Genomic DNA, 13520 nt, shown 5'->3' on the forward strand with positions numbered 1-13520 from the left:
CAGCTCCTATAGGGGACTGTGGATATCTACACCCTGTCAGGTTTGACAGTTGTCGGGGCGAGGGGGAGGGCGTTTGATGGTTGGGTGACGCGCAGAAATCCGGCATGCGCGAAATAAATGAAAGGAGAAGAATATGGTTACGGGAACAGTGAAGTGGTTCAGCGATGAAAAGGGGTTCGGCTTTATTACACCAGATGGGGGGGGCGAGGATTTGTTTGCGCACTTTTCTGCGATTAATTTCAGTGAAGTTAAAACGCTAAAAGAAGGCCAGAGGGTTTCGTTTGAGGTTACGCAGGGGGCCAAAGGACCGCAAGCTTCAAATATCCAGGCGATCTGAAAGTCACTGCTTTTGTAGGCGCTGCCGAAGGCAGCGATCTTTTGATGTTTGATCTGGAAAACAAGCTCAAAAGATCGCAGCCTTCGGCAGCTCCTACACGGGATACCCGGTTAGCTGTTTTTCTTGGCTTGTTCGCGGACACGTTCTTCCTGTTCCCGCGCTTCAGGGGTGAACTCGGCGCCGAAGTCTTCGGCAGAAAATATCTGGCGGATTTCGATTTCAGACTCGCCGGGCATTGGATTGGGGCAGCGCTTGACCCATTCGATGGCTTCTTCTTTGGATTTCACTTCCCAGATCCAGTAACCCGCCACCAGTTCTTTGGTCTCGATGAACGGCCCGTCGATCACCGTGCGTTTATCGCCGGAGAAGCGCACGCGGGCGCCTTTGCTGCTCGGGTGCAGGCCGTCGGCGTCGATGAGGATGCCGGCCTTGACCAGTTCTTCGTTGAAGTTGCCCATCGCGGTGATCAGTTCTTCGCTGGGCATGATGCCGGCTTCCGAGTCGGCGCTGGCTTTTACAAGGATCATGAAGCGCATGGCGGTTACTCCGTGGATTGTGGGGATTCGTTGTTTAGTCGAACGAGCCAGCGGTGAATCGACAGGGATCCTGAATAAAAGACCAGTAACACCACAGATTCTAATGTGGGAGCGAGCCTGCTCGCGAAGAGGTCGTCACATTGAACATTTATGCTGACTTATCCAGCGCTTTCGCGAGCAGGCTCGCTCCCACATGGGAATTGCGCTGGTTTTGTATACAATTTTTCGCGCAGGCACCCAACAATTTCAAAACAGGGCATAGGTCGTCGGACAATTTCGTGGTTAACTTCGGCCTCTTGCATGCTTTCCAATCAAAACATCAGAAGGACTCAAGTCATGGCTCAAGTCACCCTTAAAGGCAATCCGGTTCAAGTCAACGGCCAGTTGCCACAAGCCGGTTCCAAGGCGCCAGCCTTTTCTCTGGTTGCCGGCAATCTGTCCGACGTCACCCTGCAAGACTTCGCCGGCAAGCGCAAAGTCCTGAACATTTTCCCAAGCGTCGACACCCCGACTTGCGCCACTTCGGTACGCAAGTTCAACGCTCAGGCCAACGAAGTGGCAAACACCGTGGTGCTGTGCATCTCGGCTGACCTGCCGTTCGCCCAAGCGCGCTTCTGCGGCGCCGAAGGTCTGGAAAACGTACAGAACCTGTCGACCCTGCGCGGTGCCGAGTTCATCGAGAACTACGGCGTGGCCATCGCTGACGGCCCGCTGAAAGGCCTGACTGCTCGCGCCGTTGTGGTACTGGACGAAAACGACAACGTTCTGCACAGCGAACTGGTCAAGGAAATCGCTGAAGAGCCTAACTACGAAGCGGCCCTGTCCGTTCTCAAGTAAGCGCTTTTACAATTGTTAACGGCCTGGCCCTGTCCAGGCCGTTTTCATTTGTGTATCAGTGTTTTGCCTCACACCTTGAAACGTAAGGTGTAAGTAAATTGCCGGTAAAGCTGCTTTGCTAATTCCCCATCAGTGCTTATCGTTCAGCCTCCCGTAGAAGAAGCCCACGCGCCCAATGGTTAATCACTCCATGCAATCGTCCCCCCGTAACTCCCGTCGCTGGCTGATCAGCCTGCTGGTCTTGTTGGTGATCGCCGTTCTGTGCTGGAAATTCTGGCCCGCCGGTTCAGCCCACAAAGAGGGCGCTGACAAGGCGGCGGCCGGGCACACCGGGCGTTCGGGGATGATGCGGCCGGGCTTCGGTGGTGGTAGCGGGCCAATCCCGGTACGCGTGGCGCCAGCAGTCACCGGCGACTTCCCGCTGTATTACAAGGCGCTGGGTACAGTGACCGCTCTCAACACCATCAATGTGCGCAGCCGGGTGGGCGGCGAGCTGGTCAAGATCAATTTCGAAGAAGGGCAGATGGTCAAGGCCGGTGACCTGCTGGCCGAGATCGACCCACGCCCGTACCAGAACGCCTTGCTGCAGGCCGAAGGCACGTTGCTGCAGAATCAGGCACAACTGAAAAACGCTCAGGTCGACGTCGAGCGTTATCGCGGCCTGTACAAAGAGGACAGCATCGCCAAACAGACGCTGGACACCGCCGAAGCGCTGGTCGGTCAGTATCTGGGCACGGTCAAGACCAATCAGGCCGCAGTCAACGACGCCAAACTCAATCTCGAATTCACCAAGATCCGCGCGCCGATTGCCGGCCGTGTCGGTCTGCGCCAGGTGGACGTCGGCAACCTCGTCACCGCCAACGACACCACCGCCCTTGCGGTGATCACCCAGACCCAACCGATCAGCGTCGCTTTCACCTTGCCGGAAAACAGCCTCGACACCGTGCTCGCCCGCTATCGCAGCGGCGCCAAGCTGCCGGCCGAAGCCTGGGATCGCGGCGACACCAAACTGCAAGCCACCGGCGTACTGCAAAGCCTCGACAACCAGATCGACGTTGCCACCGGCACCCTGAAGTTCAAGGCGCGCTACGACAACCGTGATCAGGCGCTGTTCCCCAACCAGTTCGTCAACGTTCACTTGCTGGCTGACACACTGAAAGGCGTGGTGCTGGCGCCGTCGGCAGCCATCCAGTTCGGCACCAACGGCACCTTCGTCTATGCGCTGGACGGCGACAAGAAAGTCACCATTCGCCAACTGAAGATCGGCGCCAGTGATGGCGAAAACACCGTGGTCACCGAAGGCCTGGCCGCCGGCGACCGCGTGGTGCTGGAAGGCACCGACCGCTTGAAGGAAGGTAGCGAAGTGGAAGTGGTCAACGACAGCAATCAAGTGCCGACCACCCCGACCGAACACCTGCAAGGCAAGTCCGCCGCCCAGACGCCAGACGCTGCGGTCACTGACAAGGCCAAGAAGGGCGCATGAACATTTCGCGGCTGTTCATCCTCCGACCGGTAGCCACCACCCTGAGCATGCTGGCCATTGTTCTGGCCGGTCTGATCGCTTACCGCCTGTTGCCGGTGTCGGCATTGCCACAGGTCGATTACCCGACCATCCGCGTCATGACCCTGTATCCCGGCGCCAGCCCGGACGTCATGACCAGCGCCGTCACCGCACCGCTCGAACGCCAGTTCGGGCAGATGCCGGGCCTCACGCAAATGGCCTCGACCAGCTCCGGCGGTGCGTCGGTGCTGACCCTGCGTTTCAGCCTCGACATCAACATGGACGTCGCCGAACAGCAGGTGCAAGCCGCGATCAACGCCGCGACCAATCTGCTGCCGACCGATTTGCCGGCGCCGCCGGTGTACAACAAGGTCAACCCGGCGGACACCCCGGTACTGACCCTGGCCATCACCTCGAAAACCATGCTGCTGCCCAAGCTTAACGACCTGGTCGATACGCGCATGGCGCAGAAAATCGCCCAGATCAGTGGGGTCGGCATGGTCAGCATTGCCGGCGGTCAACGGCAGGCCGTGCGCATCAAGGTCAACCCGGAAGCGCTGGCTGCCAACAGCCTGAACCTGGCGGACGTGCGTACCTTGATCGGCGCCTCCAACGTCAACCAGCCGAAGGGTAACTTCGATGGCCCGACGCGGGTGTCGATGCTCGACGCCAACGACCAGCTGACCTCGCCCAAGGACTACGCCAACCTGATCCTCGCCTACAAGAACGGCGCGCCGTTGCGGCTCAAGGACGTGGCGGAAATCGTCGATGGCGCCGAGAACGAGCGCCTTGCTGCGTGGGCCAACCAGAATCAGGCGGTGTTGCTGAACATCCAGCGTCAACCGGGCGCCAACGTGATCGAGGTGGTCGACCGTATCAAGGCACTGCTGCCGAGCATCACCGACAACCTGCCGGCCGGCCTCGATGTCACCGTGCTGACCGACCGTACACAGACCATTCGCGCCTCGGTCACCGACGTGCAGCACGAATTGCTGATCGCCATCGCCCTGGTGGTGATGGTGACGTTCCTGTTCCTGCGCCGCGCCAGTGCCACGATCATTCCGTCGGTGGCCGTGCCGCTGTCGCTGATCGGCACCTTCGGCGTGATGTACCTGGCCGGCTTCTCGGTCAACAACCTGACCCTGATGGCGCTGACCATTGCTACCGGTTTCGTGGTCGACGATGCCATCGTCATGCTCGAGAACATCGCGCGCTTCATCGAAGAGGGCGACAGCCCGATGCAGGCTGCGCTCAAGGGCGCCAAGCAAATCGGCTTTACCCTGATTTCCCTGACGCTGTCGCTGATCGCGGTACTGATTCCGCTGTTGTTCATGGCCGACGTGGTCGGGCGGTTGTTCCGCGAATTCGCCATCACTCTGGCTGTGGCCATCCTGATTTCGCTGGTGGTCTCGCTGACCCTGACGCCGATGATGTGCGCGCGTCTGCTCAAGCGTGAACCGGAAGAACACGAGCAGGGCCGTTTCTACCGCGCCAGTGGTGCGGTGATTGACTGGATGATCGCCGAGTACGGGCGGATGCTGCGCTGGGTACTCAAGCACCAGCCACTGACCTTGCTGGTGGCCATCGCTACGCTGGGGTTGACCGTGTTCCTCTATATGGTCGTGCCGAAGGGCTTCTTCCCGGTGCAGGACACCGGGGTGATTCAGGGCATTTCCGAGGCGCCGCAGTCGATTTCCTTTGCCGCGATGGGCGAGCGTCAGCAGCAACTGGCGAAAATCATTCTTGAAGATCCGGCGGTGCAGAGCCTGTCGTCCTACATCGGTGTCGACGGCGATAACGCCACGCTCAACAGCGGCCGCTTGCTGATCAACCTCAAGCCCCACGGCGAGCGCGATCTGAGCGCCACGGAAGTGATTGCGCGCCTTCAGCCGCAACTGGACAAACTGGTCGGCATCCGGCTGTTCATGCAACCGGTGCAGGACCTGACCATCGAAGATCGTGTCAGCCGTACCCAATATCAGTTCAGCATGTCCTCGCCGGATTCCGAACTGCTCAGCCAGTGGAGCAGCCGTCTGGTCGAAGCGCTGGCCCAGCGGCCGGAACTGACCGACGTTGCCAGTGATTTGCAGGATAAAGGCTTGCAGGTTTATCTGGTGATCGACCGCGATGCCGCGTCACGCCTCGGCGTCTCGGTGGCGAACATCACCGATGCGTTGTACGACGCTTTCGGCCAGCGGCAGATCTCGACCATCTACACTCAGGCCAGCCAGTACCGCGTGGTGCTGCAAGCCCAGGCCGGAGAGAAGATCGGCCCGCAGGCGCTGGACCAGATTCATGTGAAGACCACTGACGGCGCGCAGGTGCGCCTGTCGAGTCTGGCCCATGTCGAAGAGCGGCAGGCGCAATTGGCGATCACCCATATCGGCCAGTTCCCGGCGGTGATGATGTCGTTCAACCTGGCGCCCGGGGTGGCGCTGGGGCATGCGGTCGACATTATCGAACAGGTGCAGAAGGACATCGGCATGCCGGTCGGCGTGCAGACCCAGTTCCAGGGCGCGGCCGAAGCCTTCCAGGCGTCGCTGTCGAGCACCTTGCTGCTGATTCTGGCGGCGGTGGTGACCATGTACATCGTGCTGGGCGTGCTCTACGAGAGCTACATCCACCCGATCACCATTCTCTCGACCTTGCCGTCGGCAGCGGTCGGCGCGTTGCTGGCGTTGCTGCTCAGCGGTAATGACCTGGGCATGATCGCGATCATCGGCATCATTCTGTTGATCGGCATCGTCAAGAAGAACGCGATCATGATGATCGACTTCGCCCTCGACGCTGAGCGCACGCAAGGCATGGCGCCGGAACAGGCGATCTATCAGGCGGCGCTGCTGCGCTTCCGGCCGATTCTGATGACCACGCTGGCCGCGCTGTTTGGTGCGGTGCCGTTGATGCTCGCCACCGGTTCCGGGGCGGAATTGCGTCAGCCACTGGGTCTGGTGATGGTCGGTGGTCTATTGGTGAGCCAGGTACTAACGCTGTTCACCACGCCAGTGATCTACCTGTATTTCGACCGCCTCGGACGGCGCTTTGGCAAGACCAATGCCGACCGCGAAGAGGTGGCGGTATGACTTTGCAAACAGCGCACATTCCTGGTGGGAGCGAGCCTGCTCGCGAAAGCGGCCTGTCAGGCACCATCATTGTTGAATACAAGATTGCATTCGCGAGCAGGCTCGCTCCCACAGGGATCTGCGGTGAAGGCGGAGATCGCGGTCAATGAACCTCTCCGGTCCTTTCATCAAGCGCCCGGTCGCCACAATGCTGCTGAGCCTGGCGATCATGCTGCTGGGCGGTGTCAGTTTCGGCCTGTTGCCGGTGTCGCCACTGCCGCAGATGGATTTCCCGGTGATCGTCGTGCAGGCCAGTCTGCCGGGCGCGAGTCCGGAGGTGATGGCCTCGACGGTGGCGACGCCGCTGGAGCGTTCCTTCGGTGCGATCGCCGGCGTCAACACCATGAGCAGCCGCTCCAGTCAGGGTTCGACCCGGGTCATTCTGCAATTTGATCTCGACCGCGACATCAACGGTGCCGCGCGGGAAGTGCAGGCGGCGATCAACGCTTCGCGCAATCTGCTGCCGAGCGGGATGCGCAGCATGCCGACCTACAAGAAGGTCAACCCGTCGCAGGCGCCGATCATGGTGCTGTCGCTGACCTCCGATGTCCTTGAAAAAGGCCAGCTCTACGATTTGGCCTCGACCATTCTTTCCCAGAGCCTGTCGCAAGTGCAGGGTGTCGGCGAAGTGCAGATCGGCGGCAGTTCGCTGCCAGCGGTGCGTATCGAACTCGAACCGCAGGCGCTGAACCAGTACGGCGTGGCGCTCGACGATGTGCGCAAGACCATCGCCGATGCCAACGTACGCCGGCCGAAGGGTTCGGTTGAGGACGGTCAACGCCTGTGGCAGATCCAGGCCAATGACCAGCTGGAAAAAGCCAAGGATTACGAATCACTGATCATCCACTACGCCGACGGCGCTGCGCTGCGCCTCAAGGACGTGGCCAAGGTCAGCGACGGCGTCGAAGACCGCTACAACAGCGGTTTCTTCAACGATGACGCGGCGGTGCTGCTGGTGATCAACCGCCAGGCTGGCGCCAACATCATCGAGACGGTCAACGAGATCAAGGCACAACTGCCGGCCTTGCAAGCGGTGTTGCCGGCCAGTGTGAAGCTCAATCTGGCCATGGACCGTTCACCAGTCATCAAAGCCACGCTGCACGAAGCCGAGATGACCCTGCTGATTGCCGTGGCGCTGGTGATTCTGGTGGTGTTCCTGTTCCTCGGTAACTTCCGCGCCTCGCTGATTCCGACATTGGCGGTGCCGGTGTCGCTGGTCGGCACCTTTGCGGTGATGTACCTCTACGGTTTTTCGCTGAACAACCTTTCGCTGATGGCCCTTATCCTCGCCACTGGCCTGGTGGTGGATGACGCGATTGTCGTGCTGGAGAACATTTCCCGGCACATCGACGAAGGCGTCAAACCGATGCAGGCCGCGTACCTCGGGGCCAAGGAAGTCGGTTTCACCTTGTTGTCGATGAACGTCTCGCTGGTGGCGGTGTTCCTCTCGATCCTGTTCATGGGCGGGATTGTCGAGAGCCTGTTTCGTGAGTTTTCCATCACCCTGGCGGCAGCCATCGTCGTGTCGCTGGTGGTTTCGCTGACGTTGACACCAATGCTCTGCGCCCGTTGGCTCAAGCCGCACACGCCGGGCCAGGAAAACCGCCTGCAACGCTGGAGCCGCCGCACCAACGACTGGATGGTCGGCAAATACGCCACCAGCCTCGACTGGGTGCTGCGCCACCGGCGTCTGACCTTGCTCAGTCTGCTGATCACCGTGGGCGTCAATGTCGCGTTGTATGTAGTGGTGCCGAAAACCTTCATGCCGCAGCAGGACACCGGCCAGTTGATCGGTTTTGTGCGCGGTGACGACGGCCTGTCGTTCAGCGTGATGCAGCCGAAAATGGAAACCTTCCGCCGCGCGGTGCTCAAGGACGACGCGGTGGAAAGTGTGGCCGGGTTCATTGGCGGCAATAACGGCACCAACAACGCGTTCATGATCGTGCGTCTGAAACCGATCAAGGAGCGTCAGCTGTCGGCGCAGAAAGTCATCGAGCGCCTGCGCAAGGAAATGCCCAAGGTGCCTGGTGCGCAGTTGATGCTGATGGCCGACCAGGATCTGCAATTTGGCGGCGGGCGCGAGCAGACCAGTTCGCAATACAGCTACATCCTGCAAAGCGGCGACCTCGGCGAGTTGCGTAAATGGTTTCCGAAAGTGGTCGCGGCACTGCGAGCCCTGCCCGAACTGACCGCCATCGATGCCCGTGAAGGCGCCGGGGCGCAACAAGTGACGCTGATTGTCGACCGTGACCAGGCCAAACGCCTCGGTGTCGACATGGACATGGTCACGGCCGTGCTGAACAACGCCTACAGCCAGCGGCAGATTTCGACGATCTACGACAGCCTCAACCAGTATCAGGTGGTGATGGAGGTCAATCCGAAATACGCCCAGGATCCGGTGACGCTCAAGCAAGTGCAGGTGATCACCGCTGACGGTGCGCGGGTGCCGCTGTCGACGTTCGCTCATTACGAAAACAGCCTGGAAGACGACCGCGTCAGCCACGAAGGCCAGTTCGCCTCCGAAGACATCTCCTTCGACATGGCCGAAGGCGTGACGGTGGAGCAGGGCAGTGCCGCGATAGAGCGGGCGATTGCCAAGCTCGGCTTGCCGGAAGACATCATCGCGAAAATGGCCGGTACTGCCGACGCCTTTGCCGCGACGCAGAAGAGCCAGCCGTTCATGATTCTCGGCGCGTTGCTGGCGGTGTATCTGGTGCTGGGCGTGTTGTATGAAAGCTACATTCATCCGCTGACGATTCTGTCGACCCTGCCGTCGGCCGGTGTCGGCGCGTTGCTGTCGATTTATGCGCTGGGCGGCGAGTTCAGCCTGATCTCGTTGCTAGGGTTGTTCCTGCTCATTGGCGTGGTAAAGAAAAACGCGATTCTGATGATCGACCTGGCTTTGCAACTGGAGCGTCATCAGGGCCTGTCGCCGCTGGAGTCGATCCGCAGCGCCTGTCTGCAACGGCTTCGGCCGATTCTGATGACCACACTGGCGGCGATTCTCGGTGCCTTGCCGTTGCTGCTCGGCCGGGCCGAGGGCGCGGAAATGCGCCAGCCGCTGGGCCTGACCATCATCGGCGGGCTGATTTTCAGCCAGGTGCTGACGCTTTACACCACACCTGTGGTTTACCTCTATCTCGACAAGCTGCGCCATCGTTTCAACAAATGGCGTGGCGTGCGTACTGATGCCGCTCTGGAAACTCCGCTATGACTGACCGTTCGCTAATCAATCTGGCCACTGCTCGGGGCTCGCGCTTGCTGAGCCTGTCACTGTGCGTGGCGATGCTCAGTGCCTGCGCCGTCGGCCCGGACTACCAACGCCCGCAAACTGCGCAAATTGCCCAGTACAAGGAGGCCGAGGGCTGGACTCAGGCCAACCCGAGCGATTCGCTGGCCCGTGGTGCCTGGTGGGAGTTGTACGGCGATCAGCAACTCAACGGGTTGATCGAAAAGCTCAACAATTCCAACCAGACCGTCGCGCAGTCGGAAGCCCAGTACCGTCAGGCTCAGGCCTTGGTGCGCAGTGCCCGTGGCGCGTTTTATCCCAAAGTGGATTTGAGCCTGGGCAAAACCCGCTCCAGTCAGGGCACTGGCAGCAGCAGTTCGAGCCTGAGCAGTTCATCCAGTGGCATCCGCGACACCTATAACGCCGAGCTGGGCGTCAGTTGGGAAGCCGACGTCTGGGGCAAATTGCGCCGTGGCCTGGAAGCCGATGAGGCCAGCGCCCAGGCCAGTTTTGCCGATCTGGCGGCCATGCGCCTGAGTCAGCAATCGGAGCTGGTGCAGAACTACCTGCAACTGCGCGTGATCGATCAGCAGAAACGTCTGCTCGAAGCCACGGTCGCCGCCTACGAACGCTCGCTGAAAATGACGCAGAACCAGTACCGCGCCGGGGTTTCCGGGCGCGATGCGGTGGCGCAGGCGCAGACGCAACTGAAAAGCACCCAGGCCGATCTGGTCGACCTGATCTGGCAGCGTGCGCAGTTCGAAAATGCGATTGCCGTACTGACCGGGCAAGCGCCGGCGGACTTCAACATTGCCGAAGTGCAGACCATCCCCAAGCTGCCGCAGGTGCCGTTGAGCCTGCCCTCGCAGTTGCTGGAGCGGCGCCCGGACATCGCTTCGGCGGAGCGTTCGGTGATTGCCGCCAACGCCAATATCGGCGTGGCCAAAGCGGCGTATTACCCCGACCTGACCCTGAGCCTGAGCGGCGGCTACAGCAGCAGTACCTCGCAGAACCTGGTCAGCCTGCCGAACCGTTTCTGGTCGGTCGGGCCGAAACTGGCGCTGCCGCTGTTTGACGGGGGCATTCGTTCGGCAGAAGTCGACCGCACCGAGGCGGTGTATGACCAGACCGTGGCCAAATACCGCCAGACCGTGCTCGACGGTTTCCGCGAGGTGGAAAACTATCTGGTGCAGCTCAAGGTGTACGAAGACGAAGCAGCGGTGCGCCAGGAAGCGCTGGATGCGGCCCGTGACTCCCTGCGCCTGACCGAAAACCAGTACAAGGCTGGTCTGATTGCTTACATCGATGTCGTGGTGGTGCAGGCCACGGCGCTGAGCAACGAGCGCAACGTGCTGAACATCTTGCAAAGCCGCTTGATTGCCAGCGTGCAGTTGATTGCCGCGCTGGGCGGCGGTTGGGATGGGAAACTGGATGTCAGCGATAACACCCGCTGAAGGTTGGCTTCACTGATCGTTCCCACACTCTGCGTGGGAATGCCTCAATGGACGCTCCGCGTTCGGCTTTGAAGGGACGCGGAGCGTCCCGGGCTGCATTCCCACGCGGAGCGTGGGAACGATCAAATGAGAGAGCCCATTCGCGAGCAGGCTCGCTCCCACAATGATCGCGCAAGGTTCAGAAAGCCCCCTTTCAGAGGCATCTCGAACGATCAAACAAGCGTTTCATCGGCTTGATGGCAATTTGATTACTTTGTCAGTGCGTTCTTCCGCGTAATCAGTACAATCGCCGCATTTGCCCGACCGAGAACGGACGCAAGTCGCGTCGGGTGGCCACGAGAAATCCCATGCTCATCGGTAGTTATTCCTCCACCCTGGTTTTCATTTCGTTGTGCGTGGCGATCCTCGCTTCCTACACCGCGCTCGACCTCACCGGTCGCATTGCCACGGCCAAGGGCCGGGCGGTGCATTTCTGGACCGCCGGCGGTGCATTTGCTATGGGCATCGGCGTCTGGTCGATGCATTTCATTGGCATGCTCGCCTTCAAACTGCCGATTGACCTTGGTTACGACATCACCCTGACCGCGCTCTCACTGTTGATTGCCGTGTTGTCCTGCGGCTTCGCCTTGTGGCTGGTCAGCCAGCCGAAACTGCCAATTCTGCAACTGGCTTTTGGCGCGTTGATCATGGGTGCCGGGATCAGTGCCATGCATTACACCGGCATGGCGGCGATGCGCATGACGCCGGGAATAGACTACGACCCGACGCTGTTTGGCGCCTCATTGCTGATTGCGGTCGGCGCGTCGGCTGCGGCGCTGTGGATTGCCTTCCGCCTGCGTCAGCACTCGCCGTACGTGCGCCTGATTCGTGCCGGCGCGGCGATCATCATGGGTATCGCCATTGTCGGCATGCACTACACCGGCATGGCCGCCGCGCAATTTCCTGACGGCAGTTTCTGCGGTGCCACCGTCAACGGTTTGAAGGGCAATGGCCTCGACAGTCTGGTGCTGATCACCACGCTGGCGGTGCTGTCGATTGCCCTGCTGACCTCGATTCTCGACGCACGCCTTGAAGCGCGCACTGCCGATCTGGCGCATTCGTTGACCGTGGCCAATCGCGAACTCACGCAACTGGCCCTGCACGACACCCTGACCGGTCTGCCGAACCGCATGCTGCTCGACGACCGGATCAATCAGGCGATGAAAAAGGTCCAGGAGCAGGGCGGCTGTTTTGCCTTGATGTTCATCGATCTGGACGGCTTCAAACCGGTCAACGATGCCTTCGGTCACCACATGGGCGATCAGTTGTTGCGCGAAGTGGGCGTGCGTCTGCGCGAAGACTTGCGCGGCCAGGACACCTTGGCGCGCATTGGTGGCGATGAGTTCGTGCTGCTCGTGCGCCTGACCGAACCCAATGACGCGCTGGGGCTGGCGGCACGTCAGGTCGGCCTGATCGCACAATCGTTCCGTGTCGCCGAGCATGACTTGCAGATCTCCGCCAGTGTCGGTATCGCCCTGTACCCGGGCAATGGCCAGACCGCGCAAGAATTGTTGATGAACGCCGACGCGGCGATGTACCACGCCAAGGGCGGCGGAAAAAACGGTTACAGCTTCTTCGATGCATCGATGAACAACAACGCCCGCAAGCAGTTGCAGTTGTTGCAGGACCTGCGCGCGGCGCTGGAACACAGCCAGTTCAGCTTGCATTACCAACCCAAATTCGACGCCGCCAACGGCCGCCCGGTCGGGGCTGAAGCGCTGCTGCGCTGGCAACACCCGATCCACGGCATGCTGATGCCGGACAAGTTTATCGACCTGGCCGAGAAATCCGGTCTGATCATTCCGATCGGTGACTGGGTGCTCAACGAAGCCTGTCGCCAGATGCGCGAATGGTACGTGCTCGGTTACACCGATTGGCGTATCGCGGTGAACCTGTCGGCGTTGCAGTTCTGCCACACGGGGCTGGTGCGCAGCGTGGCCAAGGCGCTGGCTACTCACCACTTGCCGGCCAACAGCCTGACCCTGGAAATCACCGAGACCACGGCCATGAGCGACGCCGATGCGAGCATGATGGTGTTGCAGGAACTCTCGGACATGGGCGTCGATCTGTCGATCGATGACTTTGGCACCGGTTACTCCAGCCTGATGTACCTCAAGCGCTTGCCGGCCAACGAGCTGAAGATTGATCGTGGGTTTGTGCGCGATCTGGAGCATGACAGCGACGATGCGGCGATTGTCTCGGCGATTGTCGCGTTGGGGCAGGCACTGGGTTTGCGGATTGTCGCTGAAGGTGTCGAGACCGGGGTGCAGCAGGCGTTTCTGACTGAACTGGGCTGTGATTCGTTGCAGGGTTATCTGCTCGGGCATCCGATGCCGGCTGACAAATTCATGCAGGATATTGCTCGAACTCAGCAGTCAGCGGCGGTCTGATCGACCGCGTTATCGTTCTTCGCGAGCAAGCTCGCTCCCACATTTGGAATGCATCCCCCTGTGGGAGCGAGCTTGCTC

The 13520-nt window shown here is 60.5% G+C and carries 8 protein-coding genes; 7 read left to right on the forward strand and 1 reads right to left on the reverse strand.

Features of this window, described 5'->3' with window-relative positions; genetic code table 11:
* Positions 1-133: 133 nt before the first annotated feature.
* Positions 134-337: a cold-shock protein gene (locus M9827_RS08085; protein ID WP_250604921.1), complete on the forward strand. Its 204-nt coding sequence runs from the start codon at positions 134-136 to the stop codon at positions 335-337.
* A 110-nt stretch (positions 338-447) separates the two neighbouring features.
* On the opposite strand, the gene M9827_RS08090 is transcribed toward M9827_RS08085, so the two are convergent.
* Positions 448-873 (reverse strand): YciI family protein, encoded by a 426-nt coding sequence (locus tag M9827_RS08090; RefSeq protein ID WP_250604923.1) that lies wholly within the window; start codon positions 871-873, stop codon positions 448-450.
* Positions 874-1209: 336 nt separating this feature from the next.
* On the opposite strand from M9827_RS08090, the gene tpx reads away from it, so the two are divergent.
* The 6 genes from tpx (at position 1210) to M9827_RS08120 (ending at position 13442) form a co-directional block, all read left to right on the forward strand.
* A complete protein-coding gene (tpx, locus tag M9827_RS08095) occupies positions 1210-1710 on the forward strand; it encodes a thiol peroxidase (protein WP_250604925.1) in 501 nt (166 codons plus the stop codon).
* Between the two features lie 175 nt (positions 1711-1885).
* Complete coding sequence (locus M9827_RS08100; protein WP_250604926.1) at positions 1886-3193, forward strand: MdtA/MuxA family multidrug efflux RND transporter periplasmic adaptor subunit; 1308 nt, start codon at positions 1886-1888, stop codon at positions 3191-3193.
* Positions 3190-6291, forward strand: coding sequence for an MdtB/MuxB family multidrug efflux RND transporter permease subunit (locus M9827_RS08105; RefSeq protein WP_250604927.1), 3102 nt, complete (start codon positions 3190-3192; stop codon positions 6289-6291). Before M9827_RS08100 ends, M9827_RS08105 begins: the two co-directional genes overlap by 4 nt.
* Positions 6292-6436: 145 nt before the next feature.
* Entirely contained in the window at positions 6437-9544 is a 3108-nt protein-coding gene (locus M9827_RS08110; protein WP_250604928.1) for an efflux RND transporter permease subunit, read from the forward strand.
* Positions 9541-11013: an efflux transporter outer membrane subunit gene (locus M9827_RS08115; RefSeq protein WP_250604929.1), complete on the forward strand. Its 1473-nt coding sequence runs from the start codon at positions 9541-9543 to the stop codon at positions 11011-11013. Before M9827_RS08110 ends, M9827_RS08115 begins: the two co-directional genes overlap by 4 nt.
* Positions 11014-11360: 347 nt before the next feature.
* Positions 11361-13442, forward strand: a complete 2082-nt coding sequence (locus M9827_RS08120) for a putative bifunctional diguanylate cyclase/phosphodiesterase (RefSeq protein ID WP_250604930.1) — start codon at positions 11361-11363, stop codon at positions 13440-13442.
* Positions 13443-13520 lie beyond the last annotated feature (78 nt).

The organism is Pseudomonas sp. AKS31 (assembly GCF_023634765.1).
Classification (GTDB): Bacteria; Pseudomonadota; Gammaproteobacteria; order Pseudomonadales; family Pseudomonadaceae; genus Aquipseudomonas.